18 protein-coding genes are annotated in these 19,950 nt (G+C 68.9%); 6 read left to right on the forward strand and 12 right to left on the reverse strand.

What is annotated here, in order from left to right; genetic code table 11:
• Positions 1-107 precede the first annotated feature (107 nt).
• The 4 genes from imuA (at position 108) to ACAM57_RS12315 (ending at position 6,603) form a co-directional block, all read left to right on the forward strand.
• The gene (gene imuA / locus ACAM57_RS12300; RefSeq protein ID WP_369661838.1) at positions 108-908 is read left to right on the forward strand and encodes a translesion DNA synthesis-associated protein ImuA; all 801 of its coding nucleotides are present in this window, start codon (positions 108-110) and stop codon (positions 906-908) included.
• Positions 877-2,238 carry a DNA polymerase Y family protein gene (locus ACAM57_RS12305; RefSeq protein ID WP_369661839.1) on the forward strand — a complete coding sequence of 454 codons (1,362 nt, stop codon included), beginning with the start codon at positions 877-879 and terminating at the stop codon, positions 2,236-2,238. Before imuA ends, ACAM57_RS12305 begins: the two co-directional genes overlap by 32 nt.
• Complete coding sequence (locus ACAM57_RS12310; protein WP_369661840.1) at positions 2,231-5,587, forward strand: error-prone DNA polymerase; 3,357 nt, start codon at positions 2,231-2,233, stop codon at positions 5,585-5,587. Before ACAM57_RS12305 ends, ACAM57_RS12310 begins: the two co-directional genes overlap by 8 nt.
• Positions 5,588-5,676: 89 nt before the next feature.
• Entirely contained in the window at positions 5,677-6,603 is a 927-nt protein-coding gene (locus tag ACAM57_RS12315; protein ID WP_126022023.1) for a hypothetical protein, read from the forward strand.
• A gap of 10 nt (positions 6,604-6,613) precedes the next feature.
• Here ACAM57_RS12315 and ACAM57_RS12320 read toward each other — a convergent pair whose 3' ends face one another.
• From ACAM57_RS12320 to ACAM57_RS12335, 4 genes are all read right to left on the reverse strand, one after another.
• Complete coding sequence (locus ACAM57_RS12320; RefSeq protein ID WP_369661841.1) at positions 6,614-7,633, reverse strand: phosphotransferase enzyme family protein; 1,020 nt, start codon at positions 7,631-7,633, stop codon at positions 6,614-6,616.
• A 32-nt stretch (positions 7,634-7,665) separates the two neighbouring features.
• Positions 7,666-8,187 carry a 2'-5' RNA ligase family protein gene (locus ACAM57_RS12325; RefSeq protein WP_126022025.1) on the reverse strand — a complete coding sequence of 174 codons (522 nt, stop codon included), beginning with the start codon at positions 8,185-8,187 and terminating at the stop codon, positions 7,666-7,668.
• A 21-nt stretch (positions 8,188-8,208) separates the two neighbouring features.
• The gene (locus ACAM57_RS12330) at positions 8,209-8,412 is read right to left on the reverse strand and encodes a hypothetical protein (protein ID WP_369661842.1); all 204 of its coding nucleotides are present in this window, start codon (positions 8,410-8,412) and stop codon (positions 8,209-8,211) included.
• Between the two features lie 103 nt (positions 8,413-8,515).
• Positions 8,516-9,796 carry an SGNH/GDSL hydrolase family protein gene (locus tag ACAM57_RS12335; RefSeq protein ID WP_369661843.1) on the reverse strand — a complete coding sequence of 427 codons (1,281 nt, stop codon included), beginning with the start codon at positions 9,794-9,796 and terminating at the stop codon, positions 8,516-8,518.
• Positions 9,797-9,904: 108 nt separating this feature from the next.
• Here ACAM57_RS12335 and ACAM57_RS12340 point away from each other — a divergent pair, with 108 nt between their 5' ends.
• Positions 9,905-10,801, forward strand: a complete 897-nt coding sequence (locus tag ACAM57_RS12340) for a LysR substrate-binding domain-containing protein (protein WP_369661844.1) — start codon at positions 9,905-9,907, stop codon at positions 10,799-10,801.
• A gap of 7 nt (positions 10,802-10,808) precedes the next feature.
• On the opposite strand, the gene ACAM57_RS12345 is transcribed toward ACAM57_RS12340, so the two are convergent.
• Entirely contained in the window at positions 10,809-13,058 is a 2,250-nt protein-coding gene (locus ACAM57_RS12345) for a DUF6351 family protein (RefSeq protein WP_369661845.1), read from the reverse strand.
• 154 nt (positions 13,059-13,212) lie between these two features.
• Here ACAM57_RS12345 and ACAM57_RS12350 point away from each other — a divergent pair, with 154 nt between their 5' ends.
• Complete coding sequence (locus ACAM57_RS12350) at positions 13,213-13,923, forward strand: Crp/Fnr family transcriptional regulator (RefSeq protein WP_260319294.1); 711 nt, start codon at positions 13,213-13,215, stop codon at positions 13,921-13,923.
• Here the strand turns inward: ACAM57_RS12350 and ACAM57_RS12355 are convergent.
• From ACAM57_RS12355 to ACAM57_RS12385, 7 genes are all read right to left on the reverse strand, one after another.
• Positions 13,909-14,514 carry a hypothetical protein gene (locus ACAM57_RS12355; protein WP_369661846.1) on the reverse strand — a complete coding sequence of 202 codons (606 nt, stop codon included), beginning with the start codon at positions 14,512-14,514 and terminating at the stop codon, positions 13,909-13,911. The genes ACAM57_RS12350 and ACAM57_RS12355 overlap by 15 nt on opposite strands.
• Positions 14,515-14,588: 74 nt before the next feature.
• A complete protein-coding gene (locus ACAM57_RS12360) occupies positions 14,589-15,908 on the reverse strand; it encodes an MSMEG_0569 family flavin-dependent oxidoreductase (protein WP_369661847.1) in 1,320 nt (439 codons plus the stop codon).
• A gap of 41 nt (positions 15,909-15,949) precedes the next feature.
• Positions 15,950-16,237: an MSMEG_0570 family nitrogen starvation response protein gene (locus ACAM57_RS12365; protein WP_369661848.1), complete on the reverse strand. Its 288-nt coding sequence runs from the start codon at positions 16,235-16,237 to the stop codon at positions 15,950-15,952.
• On the reverse strand, positions 16,228-17,241 hold the full coding sequence (locus ACAM57_RS12370; RefSeq protein WP_369661849.1) for a sll0787 family AIR synthase-like protein: 1,014 nt from the start codon (positions 17,239-17,241) through the stop codon (positions 16,228-16,230). The genes ACAM57_RS12365 and ACAM57_RS12370 overlap by 10 nt, the downstream gene beginning before the upstream one ends.
• Positions 17,238-17,798, reverse strand: coding sequence for an MSMEG_0567/Sll0786 family nitrogen starvation N-acetyltransferase (locus ACAM57_RS12375; protein WP_369661850.1), 561 nt, complete (start codon positions 17,796-17,798; stop codon positions 17,238-17,240). Before ACAM57_RS12375 ends, ACAM57_RS12370 begins: the two co-directional genes overlap by 4 nt.
• 2 nt (positions 17,799-17,800) lie before the next feature.
• The gene (locus tag ACAM57_RS12380) at positions 17,801-18,883 is read right to left on the reverse strand and encodes an MSMEG_0568 family radical SAM protein (protein ID WP_369662429.1); all 1,083 of its coding nucleotides are present in this window, start codon (positions 18,881-18,883) and stop codon (positions 17,801-17,803) included.
• Complete coding sequence (locus ACAM57_RS12385) at positions 18,846-19,898, reverse strand: Nit6803 family nitrilase (protein WP_369661851.1); 1,053 nt, start codon at positions 19,896-19,898, stop codon at positions 18,846-18,848. Before ACAM57_RS12385 ends, ACAM57_RS12380 begins: the two co-directional genes overlap by 38 nt.
• Positions 19,899-19,950 lie beyond the last annotated feature (52 nt).

The raw sequence follows: 19,950 nt of genomic DNA on the forward strand, positions 1-19,950 counted from the left end.
GCAGCTCGCCGCAATGTGAAACGCTCTGTGAAGAAGAAACGGCTTTTCCGGGCTTCGGGTTGTGGCTCATGAAATACTGTATGAAAATACAGTTAACAGTCATCGCCATGGGCCTCCCTTTCCTCGATTCCTTCTCCGCTGCCGCGGGCCGTGGCGTCTGGCATGCCGACGAACTCGGCCTTGCCGACGCGCAGGTCATCGCCACCGGCCATGCCGCGCTCGACGCGGAACTGCCGGGCGGCGGCTGGCCGGTCGGCGCGATGACGGAACTGCTGCTGCCTGCGCCCGAAGCCCATGTCTGGCGGCTGCTGCTGCCCGCGCTGGCGCAGGCGGTGGCCGCGCGGGGCGGGCCGGTGGTGCTGATCGGCGCGCCCTACGAGCCCTGCGGCGCCTCCCTCGCGGCGCAGGGGCTGCCGGTGGAGGCGCTGATGTGGGTGCGCAGCGAGGCCCCGGCCGCGCGGCTGTGGGCCTGCGAGCAGGCGCTGCGCTGCGCCGACGTGTCCGCCGTCGTGGCCTGGCTGCCTCAGGCGCGGGTGGGCGAACTGCGGCGGCTGCAGCTGGCGGCCGCACAGCACGAGGTGCTGCTCTTCGTGTGCCGGCCCGAGTCGGTGGCGCTGTCGGCATCGCCTGCGCGGCTGCGCATCAGGGCCGACCGCAGCCAGGCCGATGTCTCGCAGATCGAACTGAACATCCTCAAGCGACGCGGCCCGCCGCTGGCCGCACCGGTGATGCTGCCGGCGCGCAACGAGCGCATGGCGGCACTGCTTGCCGCCGCCCGGCTGCGGCGCAAGCTGCGCCTGCAGCAGCAGGGCACGGTGCCGGCCGGTGCGGCGTCGGCCACGGTGGTGCGCATCGACGCATGGAAAGGAGGCCCGGATGCACTGGATCGCCTTGCGGTGGTTGCCTGAAGCCGACGCGTCCGACGCCTCGACGCTTCCCACGCTCGAAGCCCTGGGCTGGTGGGCCCTGAAGTACACGCCCCACGTCGCCTGGCTCGACGAAGCCCTGATGCTCGAAGTCTCCGCCTGCGAACGCCTCTGGGGCGGGCGCATGCAGCTGATGCGCCTGCTGGTGGCCGACAACCCCGTGCCCGACGCGCGCATGCTGGGCACGCAGGGCGCCACCAGCCTGATCGCATTGGCGCGGCTGCGCCTGTTCGCGCGCGAGGAGAAGCGCCCGAAGGACGTGCCTGCCGGCCTTCCGCTCGACACGCTGAGCGCCGCGCGCGAGCACCTCGACCTGCTCGCGCGCCTGGGCTGCCGCACCTGGGGCGAGGTGGCGGCGCTGCCGCGCGGCGGACTCACGCGGCGCTTCGGCGCCGGGCTGCGCGAGGCGCTCGACATCGCCTGGGGCCTGCGCCCCGAAAGCCATTGCTGGCTCACGCTGCCCGACGTGTTCGAGCAGAAGCTGGAGCTGCCCGCGCTGGCCGAGACCGCGCCCGAGCTCATGTGGTCGGCCAACCGGCTGCTGACCTCGCTGCAGTTCTGGCTGCGCGCCCGCCAGCGCGGTGTGCGTGCGATGGAACTGCAATGGACGCTCGACCTGCGGCGCCTCAACGGCGTGAACCTGCCGCCGCACGAGCAGCTCACCGTGCGCACGGCCGAGCCCACGCAGGACATGGCGCACCTGCGCCGGCTGCTGTCCGAAAAGCTGGCCCTCGCCACGCTGGCCGCGCCCGCGAGCTGGATCAGGCTGCGCACCCTCGAGACCGATCCTTGGGCCGGCGCCAGCACCAGCTTCCTGCCGGAGGACAACCGCAAGGGCGACAGGCTGCACGAGATGGTCGAGCGGCTCAGCGTGCGGCTCGGTCCGCAGCAGGTGGTGGTGCCGGCTGCGCAGGCCGACCACCGGCCCGAGCGCAAGCAGGCGTGGCGACCTGCATTGCAGAAGGAAAAGGGGAAAGAGAAAGCGGCCGACGACAGGAGCCGGAAGCAGGCTGCCGCAGTGGCTTCGCAGCCCGACGCCGTCTACCCGCCGTGGCTGCTGCCCGAACCGCTGCTGCTCGAAATGGATGGCGAGCGCCCGTGCTACCGCGGCCCGCTGAGCCGGCTGATCGGCCCGCAGCGCGTCGAGACCGGCTGGTGGGGCGACAAGGAAGAGGGCGGCCAGCCCGCGATGCGCGACTACTACGTCGCGGAAAGCCCCGAGGCCGGGCTGGTGTGGATCTTCCGCGAGCGGCCCGCCGCGCGCTTTTCTTCCGGCGAGGTCCGCTGGTACCTGCAGGGCTTCTATGCCTGAGCTCAGCGGCAAGCAGGAAAGCAGGCGGCAGCCCGCCAAGGTGCATGCGCTGCCGGTGCCGCTGCGCAAGGCACCTGAGTCCAGGCTGCCCGACTATGCAGAGCTGCACTGCCTGACCAACTTCAGCTTCCAGCGCGGCGCCTCGACGCCCGAGGACATCGTGGACCGGGCCTACCAGCTCGGCTACAAGGCGCTGGCCATCACCGACGAGTGCTCGGTGGCCGGCATCGTGCGGGCGCACGTGTGCCTGCGCGACATGGAGAACAAGCTTTGCGAATACGAGCGCGAGCACCCCAACGAGCCGAAGATCCCGCGCAACCCAAGCTTCCGCCTGCTGTTCGGCAGCGAGTTCCGGTTCGAGCGCTTCAGGCTCGTTGTGATAGCGAACGACACCGAGGGCTGGGGCAACCTCTGCGAATTCATCACCGCCGCGCGCAACACCGAGCTGCCCAAGGGCGAGTACCGCGTGAGCTGGGATGAGAGCGACGTGGCTTCGCTGCAGCATTGCCAGGTTCTCTTCGTACCGAATCGCAACCCCGGCGGCGCGATGGATACGGCCACGCTGCACGAAGACCTTCTGGCCGCCAAGGCGCTGTACGGCGGGAACCTCTGGCTGGCGGTTGAACTGTTCAATGAACTCGACGACGACCTCTGGCTCGTCACGCTGATGCAGGCAGGCGAGGACGCGGGCGTACCGCTCGTGGCTGCCGGCGACGTGCACATGCATGCGCGTTCATGCAAGCCGCTGCACGACATACTGACGGCCGTTCGCGAAGGCAAGACGGTGGCCGAGTGCGGCTTCGCGCTGCAGTCGAATGCCGAGCGGCATCTGCGACAGCGCGTGCGGCTTGCGGAGATTTATCTGCCGCAGATGCTGGAGAACACGCTGGTGGTGATGGAGCGGTGCAGGTTCGATCCGAAGGTGATCCGGGAGAACTACAAGTACCCGCTGGAAAACCTGGGTAACGATGAGACGCCGGCGCAGACGCTGGTGCGCAAGACGTGGGAAGGTGCGCGGAATCGCTATCCAGGCGGCATTCCCGAGAAGGTACAGGCACAGGTGCAGAAAGAGCTCGACATCATCGTCGAGCTCGAATACGAGATGTTCTTCCTCACGGTGGAAGACATCGTGCGCTTCGCCCGCTCGAAGGACATTCTTTGCCAGGGGCGCGGCTCGTCAGCCAACTCGGCGGTCTGTTTTTGCCTCGGCATCACCGCCATCAATCCAGACAAGGCCACGCTGCTGTTCGAACGCTTTCTGAGCCGCGAGCGCCGCGAGCCGCCCGATATCGACGTCGACTTCGAGCACCAGCGGCGCGAAGAGGTCATCCAGTACATCTACGAAAAATACGGCCGCGAGCGCGCAGCCATCGCTGCCGTCGTCATCTGCTACCGCTCCCGCAGCGCACTGCGCGACGTGGGCAAGGCCATCGGCATCGACGAGCGGCTGATCGACGAGTTCGCGAAGGACCACTACTGGTTCGACGAAGCTGTGCTCGGCGAGCAGCTGCAGCGGGCGTCGGCGCGCGCAGGCGTGCAGGAAGACGAGCTCAAGCTGGTGCACTGGATCGAGATGACGCGGCGGCTCAAGGGCTTTCCGCGCCACCTGAGCCAGCACGTGGGCGGTTTCGTGCTCACGCACACCAAGCTCACGCGGCTGGTGCCGGTGGAGAAGGCGTCGATGGAGAAGCGCTCCGTCATCCAGTGGGAGAAGGACGACCTCGAGGCGATGGGCATGCTCAAGGTCGACGTGCTGGCGCTCGGTATGCTCAGCGCGATCCGCCGGGGGCTCGCGCACATGAACAGCTGGCGCAACTCGGCCATCGAGATGCATCAGATACCGGCCGACGACCAGAAGGTGTTCGACATGATCTGCGACGCCGACACCATCGGCGTGTTCCAGATCGAGAGCCGCGCTCAGATGTCGATGCTGCCGCGCCTGAAGCCGCGCACCTACGAAGACCTGGTGATCGAGGTCGCCATCGTGCGGCCGGGGCCCCTACAGGGCGGGATGGTGCATCCGTATCTCAAGCAGCGGGAGCGGGTCGCCAAGAAATTGCCCATCCGCTACGAGAAGGACGAGCTGCGCCCAGCGCTGGAGCGCACGCTGGGCATACCGATCTTCCAGGAGCAGGTGATGCAGATCGCGATGATCGCGGCCAAATTCACCGCCGACGAGGCCGACCAGCTTCGCCGTGCCATGGCCGCATGGAAGCGCAAGGGTGGCCTCGGCAAGTTCCACGACAAGCTGGTGGACGGCATGGTTCTCAACGGCTACAAGGCCAGCTTCGCCGAAGCCATCTTCAAGCAGGTCATGGGTTTCGGCGACTACGGCTTCCCCGAGAGCCACGCCGCCAGCTTCGCGCTGCTGGTGACGGTGAGCAGCTGGCTCAAGAACTACGAGCCGGCCTGTTTTCTCGCCGCACTGCTCGATTCGCAGCCGATGGGCTTCTACAGCCCCTCGCAGCTGGTGCAGGACGCGCGCCGCCATGGCGTGGAGGTGCGCCCGGTCGACGTCACGCGCAGCGGGATCGACACCACGCTCGAAGCCCGCGATCCCGGCGCGCCGCGCATGCCGCCCGGCACCGACGAGCGCTATGCCGACCGTCTCGGCAGAGAGAACCAGCCCGCGGTGCGGCTGGGCCTGAACCGCATCGCGAGCCTCAGCGATGGCGGGGCCAAGCGCCTGCTGGAGGCACGCGCGCAGGCGCAGTTCACGAGCACCGAGGATCTCGCCCTGCGTGCCGAACTCGACGGCAAGGACATGGCCGCGCTGGCCGCGGCCGATGCGCTGATCTCGCTCTCGGGCCATCGGCGCCAGCAGGTGTGGGACGCCACCGCGCAGCGGCGCGCGCCGGCCCTGCTGCGAGGTGTGCCGATCAACGAGCAGGCGCTGCTGCTGCCAGCCGCGTCGGAGGGCGAGGAGATCGTGGGCGACTACGCGGCGCTGCGGCTCACGCTGCGCCGCCATCCGCTCGCGCTGCTGCGCCCGCGCCTGGCGCGCATGAAGCTGATGAGCGCGGCCGAGCTGCGTTCGCTCTCCAGCGGGCAGACCGCGCGCGCCTGCGGCATCGTCAAGGGGCGGCAGCGCCCGCAGACCGCCAACGGCACCATCTTCGTCACGCTGGAGGACGAGACCGGCAACGTCAACGTGATCGTCTGGAGCCATGTCATCGAGGCCTGGCGCGAGCCGCTGCTCAAGTCGCACCTGCTCGCGGTGCAGGGCACCTGGCAGCGCGACGACGACAGCGGCGGCAAGGTGCAGCACCTGATCGCCACCGGCTTCAAGGACCTGACGCCGCTCATGGGGCGGCTCGCGCAGAGCAACACGAGCCGGGATTTCCATTGACGCGGCTAAAGATCCGGCAGAGGAGTCGAATGCAACCGATCGTTTTGCGCCTCGCGCCTTGCGGCTCTTTTCGCTAACCTGTTTCCGCCATGTCCGAATCCGCCGTTCTCGCACCCCCCGCCGCCGGCCCCATCGGGCCGCCGCCTCCCGCGCCCGACGTGCCCATTCCCGTGCCGCCGCCGCACCAGCCGCCTTTTCCGCCGCCGGAGGGCGATCCGCCTCCGGCCGAGCCGCCGGTGACCGACCCCGGCTTTCCGCCTCCGGTGACGGAGCCGCCGCCGATGCAGCGTGCCGAGGCGGCAGTGCCCTTCGGAAAGCTGCATGCGCGGCGCCTGCGCGAGATCTACCGCTCGGCCGGCTGGCCGTGCTGCGACACCATCGAGGTCGAACTGCTCGCGGGCGGCTACCTGGAGCGCGTGCGCACGGCGCATGGCCACGAGACGCTGCGCGTGACCGATGCCGGCATCGCGCGCATCGCCGCCACGCTCACCATCAACCGCGCTGCGCTGTCGCCGCACGAGGCGCTGGTGGAACGCGTGGCGCGAGAGATGACGCGCGGCGGCCGTATCGCCTGGCGCGGCCTGGGCCTGCGGGCGCGCCTGCCGCCGCTGGAAGAGGGCGGCAAGCCGCGCTGGTGCATGGCGCGGCCCGACGTGTTCTCGATCCGCAATACCAGCGTGGAGGCCTATGCGCACCCCATCGTTCACGAGGTGAAGGTGAGCCGCGCCGACCTGCTGGGCGACCTGCGCAAGCCCGACAAGCGCGCGGCCTACCTCGACCTGGGCGGCGAATGCTGGTACGTGCTGGGCAACGATGCGAAGGGCCGCTGCATCGCCAAGCCGGATGAGATACCTGCCGAATGCGGCGTGATGGTGCTGGAGGGCGATCGCCTGGTGGTGGCGCGCGCGGCGGTGCATCGCGCCTTCGAGCGCATTCCGTTCGCGGTATGGCTGGCGCTGGCCAAGGCCCAGCCGATTCCGGGCTTCGAGGACGACGCGCAGGACATGCTGGCCTGAAGAAACCAGCTCAGGTGATGGCGTCGTAGCTCCGGTGCGCGATGGCGACCACGTCGTCGGGCAGGAACTGGTTCTGCATCTGGCGCAGGCCCTCTTCGCGGTCTTGCGTGCTGGCGGTGCCGTCGAACATCTGGTCGCAGAACTCGAGCAGGTCCTTCATGATGCGTTCGTGGCGGTAGTAGGCGAGGGCCACGGCGTCGATGTCTTCCTTCTTTGCGCCATAGCCTTCGTGGAACAGCGCTTCTTCGTGCGGCTGGTTCCATGCGTGCCCGACGCCGCCGCCGATGAACATCAGGTCGCGCTCCTTCGGCGCGAGGATGAGCGTGTCCCAGTCGACGATGGCCAGGCGGTCGTCGTCGCCGACGAGCACGTTGCCCGCGTGCAGGTCGGAGTGGCACGGCACCAACTGCGGCGGGCGTTCGAGCAGGATGGATGCGAGCTGCTCGCTGCGGTAGACGATGTTGTCGATTTCTTCCGCGTGCTCTTCCCAGAAGGCGAGGAAACGCATGGCGATGTCGTCGCCTTTCACGTCGTTGATGAAGCGGCGCTGGTAGCGGCGCACGCCTTCGCGCCAGTGATGGTCGTAGCGTTCTCGGGGAAGGGCGGCCGACAGTGCTTCGGGTAGTTCGGTGCGATGGATGGCGCCCAGCGCAGCGCCGAGCGCAACCCACTGCCGGCTCGTCAACGCGCGTTCGAAGCCGTTTCTGCCTTCAAAGAAGGGATAGAGCGCCCAGTCGAAGCCGTGACCTTGCACGCTCAGCTGGCCGCCGGTTGTCGGCAGGGGCGCCATCACCGCTTCGATGCCTTTGTCGTGGTGCAGGAAAGCCGGCACGGCGACCACGCTCCGGTCAAAGCCATTGCGGCGCAGCTTGAGGAAGTACGTGGCGCCGTCACTCGCGTCGATGCGAAAGACGGCGGAGTCCACATCGGCGCCCAGCGGCAGGAACTCGGCGCGGATGTCGTGCAGTTTGTAGGCACCGGCAAGGCATTGCGCGATGGCTTCGTGCGGCAGGTCGGGAGGCGTGAGCATCCGGGGACTTTAGCGCCGGACGAAAGGCAGCCTCAGTGCAGCGGGTAGGAGGCGAGCGCTTCGTGGCGGAACGGGTGTGTGAAGTGGGAGCGGACCAGGCGGAATTCCGTTGCGGTCCAGCGAATGGGCTTCAGCGAAATGGGCCTTGCGGCTCGCTCGGAGTCTCGCGCGATGGTGACGTGTGGATTCCATCCGCGCCCACGGACCTGGAGGGAAAAGCCCGCTTGCAGCAGCACGCAGCTGATATCGCGCTGAAGACGGCGCAGGCCTTCGTGCTCCGAGGGCTGAACCACCGAGACGTCGTTGTTCCACGTGCAGGAACTGTCGAGCGTCAGTTGCAGTCGCCGCGCGCACACTGCGGCGAGCGCAGCGCGCAGCCGGCGTTCGGCATCGCCTTGCTGATCGTCGAGATACTGAAGCGTGAGGTGCAGGCGCTCTTCAGGTGGAAAGGAGCAGTCCTTGGGCCACCACCAGTCCTTGCGATGCGCTTCGATTTCGGCCTGCACCTGAATGGTGGGGAAGAGTCCGACGAGAAGTTGATTCGGCTCGGTCACGGCGTGCTCCTTCAGCTGGTTTCAGGATTCCGGCGGCCACCAGCTTTCGGCCGTCGTGCGGATGACGCGCGCCGCCTGGGCGCGGATGTCGTTCGTGCTGTTGTGGCCCACCTTGAAGGGCCAGGTCGAGATGCGGCCTGTGCGGGTGCGGGATGGCTGCAAGCGTTGCAGCCTGGAGAAGAAAAGAACCTGCGCCGTGGGCGCAGGTGGACTGGCGGTGGTCATGGGCGTCGCCTCGATGTTGTTCTTGGAGACGACGAATTCTAGAGAAATACTGTATGTATGTACAGTGTCCGGAGGGTCCGCAAACCCTTGAGAAAAAGGTTCCTCAGGGCTGCGCGGATGTGCCCAGAAGGGCCTCCAGATCGACAGCCGCAGCCATCGCCCTGTAACCGGCATCGCCCGGATGCAGGTGGTCGCCGGAGTCCATCGAGGCCTTGAGCCGGGAGGGGTTCGCCGGGTCGCGCAGCAGGGCGTCGAAGTCGACCACGGCGTCGAAGGCGCCGCCTTCGCGGATCCAGCGGTTCACGGCCTGGCGCACCTTGTCCTTGGCCGGCGAATGGTGGCCTTCGAGCGGCGTGCCCTGCAGCGCCCGCTCGTTCGGCGGGATGGTGCCGGCCATGATGCGCACGTTGTGGGCGCGGGCCATCTCGGCGAGCTGCCGCAGGCCCTGGACGACGGCTTCGGCGCGCATGGCCGGCTCGTCGGGCGCGAAGGGGCCGCCGGGCCAGCCGATGTCGTTGGTGCCCAGCAGCACGATCATGGCGCGCACGCCCGGCTGGGCGAACACGTCGCGGCCCGCACGCTCCAGGCCGGCTCGGCCCATGCCGTCCTTCAGCAGGCGGCCGCCGGAGATGCCGGCATTCAGCACCGCGACATTGCGCCCCGCCAGCCGCTCGGCCAGCGCGTCGGGCCAGCGGGTGTTGGCGCCGGGCGTGGAGCCGTTGCCATCGGTGATCGAGTCGCCGAGCGCGACGACGGTGGCCGGCGGCCGGGGTGTCTCGACGATCAGGCCGCTGAAGTAGACGCGGGTGCTCCATTGCGTGGCCGCCGAGGGCAGGCGGGCCGCGCCGCTCAGGTCGCCGTCGGCGACGTAGGCGGTCTGTCGCGCGTCGAAGTGGAAGCCAGCCGGCTGACTGGGCCGCGGCAGGTAGAGCGACACGGCAAGCTCGGCGAGCGCGGGCAGGGCGATGTCCACCGGGTCGCTGACGAGGCGCGCGCCGGGCGGCACGGTCACGTCGGCCTGCCCGCCGAAGCGCAGCGGCCGGTCCGTGCCCTCGACGATGGCCGAACCCTCGCCATGGCGGGCCACGCGCGCGGCGCCTATGTACAGCGGCGTCGTGCCGCCTTCGTTGCTGATCACCACGCGCAGGCGCGATCCGCCGATGCTCAGGCGCGCGACCTGCCGCACGGTCTGGCGGTTGAACTGGAAGGGCAGGCCCGAAGGCAGCACGAAGTCGCCGTTCCAGACGGGCTGCGTGCTGGCCATCCAGCTGGGGCTCCAGTAGCTGGCCGGGGAGGGTTCGGCGGCAGAAGTCGCGGCCGAGCCGACAAGGGCGAGCGCGAGAGCGCCGTGGTGCAGGGCCGAGGCAAGAGCGGATGTGGTCATGGAGTTCTTCCTGATGAAAGTTGAAGCGAGGCCTTCACTTTCATTCATGCTCGTCTGGATGGGTAGAAGGCAGAATGGCATCCAGACCATTCCATACTCGAATACACCATGGACACCCTGCGCGCCCTCGAAGCCTTCGTGCACAGCGTCGAACTGGGCAGCCTCTCGGGCGCGGCCCGGGCGCTCGGCACCACGCAGCCGACGGTCAGCAAGCTGGTCGCGGGGCTGGAGCGCTCGCTGGGCGTGCGCCTGCTGCGCCGCACCGCCGCAGGCCTCAGCCTGACCGAGGAGGGCCAGCGCTTCCACGAGCGCTCCCGGCGCGTGCTGGAGGACTACGGCGATGCGGTGGCCGACGCGCGCGAAGGCATCCGGCAGCCGCGCGGCCTGTTGCGCGTGAGCGCGCCGGTGACGCTGGGGCAGCGGCATCTCAACGCGATGGCGCTGGAGTTCCTGGGCCTGTACCCCGATATCGAACTGGAGCTGGTGCTCGACGACCGCTTCGTCGATCCGCTGGAGGGCCGCATCGACGTCTCGCTGCGTGTCGGCGGCACCTTGCCGCCCGACCTGGTCGCGCGCCGGCTCGGTTCGTGGCCGCGCGTGCTGGTCGCTTCACCGGACTACATCGCGTCACGCGGCAATCCGCGCAAGCCGCAGGACCTGCTGTCGCACGACTACCTGCGCTACGCGGCCGGCGACGACGGCGTGCTGCTCGATGGCCCCGAAGGCCCCGTCCCGGTGCCGGTGCGCAGCCGCTACCGCGTGAACAACGCGGTGGCCATGCTCGATGCCGTGCTGGGCGGCGCAGGCATCTCGCTGCAGCCGACCTGGATGGTGGCGGAGCTGCTCGCGCAGGGCCGGCTGGTGCGCGTGCTCGGCCGCCACACTGGTCCCGCGCAGGAGATGCACCTGCTCTATGCGCCGCGTCGCCACCAGCCGCAACGGGTGCGCGTGCTGGTGGACTTTCTGGCGCAGCGCGTGGCGAAGCTGCCGGGTTCGGCAGCCTGAACTCCCGTCAGTTCAGCGGCAGGCGCAGATAGGTGCCGCGCAGCGCATCCTGGCCCACGCTCGGCTTGCTCCAGTCGCACACGCCTGCGGGGAAGATGGTCTGCAGCCGCGCCAGGTCGGCGCCGGCGATGGTCACCGAGTAGTCGGCCGCGTTGACCGGCTTCAGCTGGCACTTGAGCACGTCGTTCACCAGCGGCGAGCCGGCCACGATGCGCGGCGTGCTGAAGCGTGGGTAGACCGCGTTGCAGGCGGCGGCCGGGTCGGTCGACGCGGCCTCGTCGATGCGCTTGCCGGTGGCGTCCCAGCAGGCATCGTTGGCGCCCGCGGGCTTGTTGCGCACCACCTTGTCGATGGATGGCGCCGACGTGTCGGCGGCCATATTGTCCAGCCACTTGTTGATGAGATCGAGCGAGGCCGACATGTAGTCCACCGGCGTCTTCGAGCCCAGCGTCCAGATGATCTGGTTGTCGCTGCGGCCGTTGGCGCGCTGCAGGCGGGCGCGGATGATCAGGTCCTGCATCGTGTCGTGGATGTCGCCCACCAGGTCGGCGTTGCCGCGCTGCGTGACGATCGGTATGTTCGTCAGGCCCGGACCCCTGAAGCTGTTCTTGAAGCCGCCCGAGTAGGTGGCCTTCAGCGCGTCGGGGTCGGCCTCGGAGCGCGCGGCCTGCGTGTTGCCGTCGCCGTCGTAGCCGCCGACCTTCTCGTTGAGGTCGAGGAACTCCTTCACCGAGATTGCGCCGCTGTTCAGCGCGGCCAGGCCGTACTGCACGCCGATGTTGTCGATGGGGCGGCGCGCCTCCTGCGTTCCGGCGCGTTTGCCCAGCAGGTTCACGTTGGTCTGGAACAGATCGCAGCGGATGCCGTTCGGATTGGTCGCGCGGTTGAACACGTTCGACGCGTTGGCCGGCTCCAGGAAGCCGCAGCCCGCCGCGTTGTCGGACTTGATGATGCTCGCGAAGGACAGGTCCCAGCTCGTGCAGGTGTTGGTGTTGAAGCCGTTCACCGCGTTCTGCTTGGCCGTGGTCCAGGTGGCGGTGTCGAGCTTGTAGACGTTGTTGAGCAGCCGGCACTCCATCACCTCGGGCATCAGCGTCTCGGGGAAGGACACGATGGGCTGGATGCCGTCGAGCAGGCCCGGGTAGAGCTGCGCGATCAGGTACTGCTGGATGGCGCCGCCCGAGCCGCCGAAGCCGACGGTCCACTTCGGCACGGTGCCGAACTCCTCGATGACGTGCTCCTTCAGCATCATCAGCGTTTCGCCCTGCAGGTGCGGGTTGGCGTGCTGGTTGTTCCAAAGCTCGGTCGAGTTCATGAAGGCGAAGCCGCGCGAGAGCTGGATGTGGCCCGCGTCGCCGAGGATCGACTCGATGGGATGCACGCCCTGGTTGTACTGGGCGGAGCCGCAGCAGTCGAAGTACACGACCAGCTTCCTGTTCCAGCCCGGGCCGGGCTTCCAGGTGGCGGGCGCGTCCTTGGCCGGGTTGTCTAGCACCGCGAGCCGGTATACGCCGCGGTTGATGGTGCCGGACTCCACGCGCACGATGTAGGGCACGGTGTTGCCGTCGTTGGTGGTCGTGGTCGCGAGGTCGGCCGGCCGCGTGCCCGTGGGGTCCGAAAGCGGTTTGAAAGTATTGGAGGTGCTGCGGTAGTACCAGACCACCTGCGTCGCGGCCGAGCAGTCGGCATCGAGGGGCGAGCCCAGGCCGTTCTGCACCGTGCGGCATTCGTAGGGCGAGATGTGCGGGCCCGAGAGGATCGGGCCGGTGATCGGGTAGTTGACCAGCTTCACTTCGGTGCGCTGCGCCGAGTTGTCGGCGTTGCTCACGACCAGCGAGTTGCTGCTGCCCGTGGTGCTGGAGGCATCGGTCGTGAGCCCGGTGACGAGCCCGCGCAGCACGCGGGCCGTGCTGTCGGCCACCGGCACCTGCGAGCTCACGTCCTTGCCATTGAGGCTCACGCGCACCTTGTCGAGCGCAACGCCCACGGGCGCGGTGATCTCGAGCAGCGTGTCTGCGCCGCTGATCATGTCGGGCGACGACGAGAGCGTCTTCACCTGGAAGGCGGCCGGCGTCGGCGTGGACGGCGGCGGACTGGCGCCGGGAATGAACGAGAACCCGGGGCCACTGTCGGATCCTCCCCCGCATGCGGCGACCAGCAGGGCGCCGGCCATCGCGACGAGCCCGGCGGCAACGGCGCGGGACGGGCGAGGCCACGGAAAAACCCGCTTGCGCGGGTGGCGGGGTGTAGCGAACATGGGTGTCTCCTGTGTTGTATGTCCTTGAAAGAATACGAATGGACGTTCCGGGCCGCGGTCGTTGCGACGACAGATGACGCGCGAATTGCTACAGGTAATCCCTGATCCCCAGGATCCGGCCGGCCGGCCTGCCGCCCCGCAGGCGATGGAGGAGATGGTGCGGCGCTCCAAGTGGGCGTCGGCGCTTTCGCCCGCCGACCTGGAGCATGTGCTCGGCAGCATGCAGGAGCGGCAGTTCGCGCGCGGCAGCTGCATCGCGCGTGCGGGGCAACTGGTCGAGCACTGGATGGCGCTGATCGACGGCTTCGCCAAGATGTCGGTGGCGTCGGAGGACGGGCGCGTGTCGACGCTCACAGGCGTGTCGGCCGGCGTGTGGTTCGGCGAGGGCTCGCTCTTCAAGCACGAGGCGCGCCGCTACGACGTGTTCGCGCTGCGCCCCACGCGCGTGGCGCTGATGCCGCGCCGCACCTTCGAATGGCTGCGCGGCACCAGCGTGCCCTTCAACCACTACCTGCAGGACCTGCTCAACGCACGGCTCAGCCTCTTCATCGGCGCGCTGGAGCACGAGCGCCTGCTCGATACCGACGCGCGTGTCGCGAACTGCCTGGCGAGCCTCTACAACCCGGAGCTGTACCCGGAAGCCCCGCGCTCCCTGGAAGTGGGGCAGACAGAGATCGGCTTGCTTGCCAACGTGTCGAGGCAGCGCGTGAATGTCGCGCTGCAGCGCTTCCAGGCGCTAGGGCTCATCCGCCTCGAGAAGCGCGGGCTGACGGTGCTCGATCTTGCCGGCCTGCGCGGCTACAGGGCGTCGTGCGGCTGCGCGCTGGCCGCGGAGGGCGGGCGCCCCGGCTCAGGTGCTGCGTAGCTGTCGCGTGCCGACAGGCGTGTCGGGGCCGGTGCGCACGTTGCGCTCGATGAACTCGCGCGAGATCGCATCCACGTTCGCCGGCGCTGGCGTGTTGAAGGACATGCGGTACTTCAGCAGCTTGCCGTTGCGCACCGCGAGATAGGTGAACGAGTCATAGGCCTTGCCGTCGCGCGAATGCACGAGGCGGAAAGAGACGGTGCGGAAGGTCAGCCCTTCGATGCGCACGTCCTTCGTCGGGCCGATCTTCGCGCTGGCATACACGCCCTGCGCGGCGGCGCGCTGCACCTCGGCGATGGTGCTTCGGAAGTGATCGTCGAACTGCGGATCGCCGACGCCCGGCTGCCAACTGCGCTTCATGTCGTAGACGTAGACGTCGATCCAGCCGACGCTGCTCTCGAAGCGATGGCTGTTGCCCAGGCCGGCGTTCGCCGCTTCGTACGACTTGGAATTGATGTAGCGCCACTGCACACCCGTGGGCTGGGCTGGCGCGGATTCGGTCGCCGGCTCCGTGGCCGACGGCGCCATGCCCGGAGCGCTGGCGCATGCGCACAGAAGCACGGAGAGAAACGCGGCGATCAGCAGTCTCATGAACTGGCTCCGGGAGTGGGGAAGCCGGATGCTACGTGATCGGGGACGCAGGGTGAAGGCGTCTTCGCGACTCGCTAGGCGGCATGAAGTCCTCGCAGCGGCATCTCTTCCGTGCGCGCATCGCGGCGTTCCGTCTTCCGCCGCTCGATCGCCTCCGCGAGGAACTCCGCATCGCGCGCCACGCCCGAGAAGCGCCCCGATCCCCAGGTGTGCAGCCACGGCAGGCCGAGGAAATAGAGTCCCGGCTCGTTCGTCACGCCGCGCAGGTGCACGGGCGCGCCGCGCCCGTTGAACACGGGCGCATCGACCCACGCGAAATCGGGTGAGAAGCCGATGCACCAGACCACGCTGGTGATGCCCGCCGCCGCGAGGTCGAGCCGCGTGCGCTCTTCCGGCGGCTCCCACACCGGCGTGTACACCGAAGGCGGCGGCGCATCGATGCCCTGCGCGGCGATGTGCCTGTCGATCGACGCGTTGATGCGGTTGTAGGTGTCGTCTGCCTGGTCGAGGTTGTCCCGCAGGTTGGGCTGGAACTCGAAGCGGCCGCCATCGAAGCCTTCCAGCAGCCCGTACAGCTCCATGCCTTCGAGCGCGAAGCGGCGCAGGTCGATGTCGCGGCCGCCGTCGCGGCCGGTCACGTAATGGTTGGTGTTGTCGCGCACGCCTTCGCGCAGCGGATGCTCTGTGACGGGCATGTCGTAGTACTTCATGTCGGCGAGCCAGTCGACCACCTCGCGGCCCCGGTAGAAGCGCGCGCAGCGCGGCGCGTTGCCCGTTGCCAGGTGAACCTTTCGCCCGGCCAGGTGCAGGTCTTCCGCGATCTGCGCGCCCGACTGACCGCAGCCCACCACCAGCACCGCGCCTTCCGGCAGCTGCGCGGGGTTGCGATACTGCGCCGAGTGGAACTGCGCGACGTCCGTCGGCAGCTTTTCCGCCAGGCGCGGCACGATCGGCTTGTGATAGCCGCCCGAGGCCACCACCACCTGGTCGGCGGTGTAGAGGCCCGCGTCGGTCTGCACGGTGAAGCGCTCGTGTTCCCGTCCCCCGGCGCCCGGCACGCGGAACACGCGCTCCACGGTCACGCCCTCGATGGCCGGCGCCTTCACATGCTCGACGAAGCCCGCGAGCCACTCATTGATCTGGTCCTTGACCATGAAGCCGTGCGGATCGCCGCCGATGTAGCCCCAGCCCGGCAGCTGGCACTGCCAGTTGGGCGTGACGAGGCAGAACGAGTCCCAGCGCTGCGTGCGCCAGGTGTGGACCAGGCTGCGCTTCTCGATCACCAGATGGTCGATGCCGCGCTGCTGCAGGCAATGGCTCAGCGACAGGCCGGCCTGGCCGCCGCCGACGATGACGACGCTGTAGTGGCTGCGTCCGCCGTAAGGGTGTGACATGGGTGCTCTTTCCTTATCTCTGTCTCTGGATGTGGGGCGGGTCAATCGTCGAAGGCGACGACGGTGACTTGCGCATCGGCTGTCGCCGAAAAGCGCGCGGCGATGCCTTCGACCTCGGCCAACTGGTCCATCGCCTGCGAACAGGCGAAGCCGTACTTCGCGCGCACCCGCTCCGAGGCAATGCCCAGCGCTTCGCGTGCGCGTTGCAGAAAGTCGTCGAGGGCGTAGCGCTGGCCGGGCGCGAGGTGTTCCCGCACCACGCTGGAAGGCGAGTAGCAGCGGGTTTCGCTGGCGTCGGGCCAGCGCACGCGGAAGTGCGTCACTGGCATGCGGCGGGCTCCTGCAGCGTGGTGGACGGCTGGATGAAAGCATCGCTGCCGAAGTCCCACAGCAGCGCTTCTTCACCTCCCGCGCGCAGACGCACCTGCCGTGTGGCGTCGACCTCGCCGATCACGCCGCAGGCGATGTCGCGGGCCGAGAAGCGTGCCATCACCGCCGCGACCTGCGCGGGTGCCACGCTGAGCACGAAGCCATAGCTCGGAAACGAAGACAGCCACCGCAGCAGCGGCACGCCGTCGGGCCGCGGCAGCGCGTCGAGGTCGATGCGCGCGCCGACGCCCGAGCATTCCAGCAGCATCATGGCCGTGCCCACCGCGCCGGCCATGCTGATGTCCTTGGCGGCGCAGCAAAGCCCGTCCTCGGCGATGGCTGGCAGCAGCTCCAGGTCGGCGCGCAGCCGCGCGGCGGGCGCGCGCGTCGAGGCGTTCCAGTACGGAAACGGCTCTTCGTAGGCGCCGCGCAGGTCGGTCGCCATCACGAGCAGGTCGCCCGGCTTCGCGTCGAAGCTGGTCAGCAGCCGGCGCGCATGCCCGAGGATCGCGACCGCCAGCTGCGGCTTCTCGCTGCGGTTGTTGCTGTGGCCACCCACGATGGGCACGCCGTAGCGCACGGCCGCTTCGGCGAGCCCGCGCAGCACGTCGTCGGCCGGATTCATGCCGGTGCTCCACAGCGCGTCGACCACGGCCGTCGGGCGTCCGCCCATGGCGTAGATGTCGCTCACGTTGACCATCACGCCGCAGTAGCCGGCGAACCACGGCATGCGCACGATGAAGCCTTCCACCAGCCCCTCGATGGCGAACAGCAGGTAGCCGCCATGGCCGTCGGGGATGGCGGCGCAGTCGTCGCCGATCGGCACCGCCTGCGCCAGCGCGCCGTGGCCGCCGGGCAGCGATCGGCCCAGCGCCGACACCACGTCGCTGATGTCGCGCTTGTGGGCGAAGCCGCGTGTGGCGCGAAGAGCGTCGGCGATGTCGTGGACGTTCTGCTGCGTCATGCCAGCACCTTCGCGCGCGTGACGAAGCCGCTCAGCGGATCGTGGCAGGGCGGATACCAGCCGAGGTCGGCCCGCATGCGTGCGTGCGGGCGGCCGTGCACCGTGGTTTCCTCGAGCGCGGTCCAGCCCAGCTTCTCGAACAGCGGCACGTTCTGCATCTGCACCTGCGCGAGAAAGATCCTGCAGCCCAGCGCATGGGCGCGCGACACCGCAAGCCGGATCAGCGTCGCGCCCAGGTGCCCCTGGCTGCGGAAGGCGGGGTGCACTGCAAGGCGCGAGCCCCACCATTCGCCGGCCGCTTCGCCGCGATGGATGCGCACCGTGCCCACCACCTGGTCGGGCATGCCGCCGTTGCACGACATCGCCACCAGCAGCCGCGCGTGCTCGTCGACGGCATCGCGGTCGTCGCGCGCAAAAATGCCCTGCTCGATGCAGAACACCGCGCGGCGCAGCGCCATCGCTTCGTCGCGCTCCCATTGCTGGGCAGCCTCGCGCACCAGGTACTCGACGGGTGCGTAGTGGTCCGCCATCTCGCAGAGGTCGTCGATGCACAGCATGGTCAGATTTCGCTTTCTTTTTCGTAGATCGACAACGACGAACAGGCGCCGCACTTGCCGCAGCCGGCCTTGATGTCGGCCGAGCGCAGGCCCGCCGCCACCACGCGCTCGCCCAGCGGCGCGAGCAGCGACTTCATGAATTCCGGCGTGGGCGCCGGGTGGTCTTCCAGCGGCGTGCCGCTGATGGGCACGAAGGGCACGACGAAGGGGTACACGCCGCGCGCCAGCAGCTGGTCGCAGGTGTCGAGGATGGCTTCGCGCGTGTCGCCCAGCCCGGCCAGGATGTAGGTGCTGACCTGCCCCCGGCCGAACACGCCCACGGCCGCCTCGAAGGCGCTCATGTAGCGCGACACCGGCACGCTGGCCTTGCCCGGCATGATGCGTTCGCGCACCTCGGGCGTGACCACTTCCAGGTGCATGCCGAGCGTGTCGATGCCCGCGGCCTTCATGCGGTGGAACCACTGGTCGTCGTCCGGCGGCTCGCACTGGCCCTGGATGGGAATGTCGACCGCCGCCTTGATGGCGAACGCGCTCTCGCACAGCACGGCCGCGCCGCGGTCGGTGGCGTTGGGCGTGCCGGTGGTCATCACCATGTGCTTCACTCCGTCGAGCAGCACGGCGGCGCGCGCCACCTCCGCGAGCTGCTCGGGCGTCTTGCGCGCCACGGTGCGGCCGGCCGCCAGCGACTGGCCGATCGCGCAGAACTTGCAGCTCTTCCTGCGGCTCTCGTAGCGGATGCAGGTCTGCAGCACGGTGGTGGCCAGTACGTCGCTGCCATGCAGCGTGGCGATGTGCGAATAGGGCACGCCGTCGAAAGTCTGCATCGCATAGAAGCGCGGCTGCTTCGGAAAGCTGATGCTCGCGATGGGGATGCTGCCGCGCATCACGCGGCTCACGCCGGTGGCGTCGGGCGCCTCTGCCGTGAATGGCGAGTGCCAGGCGGTGGAGGTGTGGACCGGCACCATGATCGTGTGGCCGTCCACCGTCACGGCCTTATGGTCCGAGGGGCCTGCGCCGCCGCGCCGGCTCGCGACACCGGCCGAAGGGTCAACCAGCCGCAACCCGAAGGACTGGAGTTCGGTCATCAGCTGCCGGCTGTCGGGCTGCTGCGTCGTCGAGGGTGTGGTCATGGTCGGGGCTCCGGTGAACGAGGGGTTGCGTGGGGTGCATGGGCACGGTGGTCTGCGCCGGCCGGTCGTTGATGGCGAGCGACAGCAGCTCCGGCCGCGCGTAGTGGCCGACCGAATCCATCATTCGCTTGCGCTTGGCGATCAGTGCCATGTCGAGGTCGGCCACCACCATGCCTTCGCCTTCGGTGAGTGGCGGCGCGAGATGCTTGCCCTCGGGCGAGACGATGGCCGTGTGGCAGCCGCCGCGCAGCGCCTTCTGCAGGTCGGCGTCGGGCGTGACCGAGCGGACCTGCTCGTCGGTGAGCCAGCCGGTGGCGTTGACCACGAAGCAGCCCGATTCGAGCGCGTGGTGGCGGATGGTCACTTCCATCTGCTGCGCGAAGACCGGCCCGACGAGCGAGCCGGGAAACTGCGCGCAATGGATCTCTTCGTGCTGCGCCATCAGGCTGTAGCGCGCGAGCGGGTTGTAGTGCTCCCAGCAGGCCAGCGCGCCCACGCGGCCGACGGCCGTGTCGACCACCTTGAGGCCGGCGCCGTCGCCCATGCCCCAGACCATGCGCTCGTGGTACGTGGGCGTGATCTTGCGGCGCTTCAGTGCCAGCGTCCCGTCGGCGTCGAACACCAGCTGCGTGTTGTAGAGGCTGCCGTGGTCGCGCTCGTTCACGCCGAGCACGACGACCATGCTCCGGGCGCGGGCCCGTTCGGCCACCGCCTGCGTGACGGGGCCGGGCACGACCACCGCGCGCTCCGCCAGCCGCAGGTGCGGCGCGCCCTGCAGCACCGGCGGCAGCACGAAGCTGAAGTAGGGGTAGTAGGGCACGAAGGTCTCGGGAAAGACCGCGAGCTGCGCGCCCTTGGCAGCGGCCTCGTCGATGGCGCCGCACACCCGCTCGAGCGTGCCTTCGGGCCGCTCGAAGTCGGGCGCGATCTGGATCGCCGCGGCACGCACGATGCGGTGAGAAGAGGTCATGGTCATCCCCTGTCCACGACGGCGAGCGCAGCGAAGCCAATTCGGGGAACAC

It is taken from the genome of Variovorax sp. V15, assembly GCF_041154425.1.
Classification (GTDB): Bacteria; Pseudomonadota; Gammaproteobacteria; order Burkholderiales; family Burkholderiaceae_C; genus Variovorax; species Variovorax guangxiensis.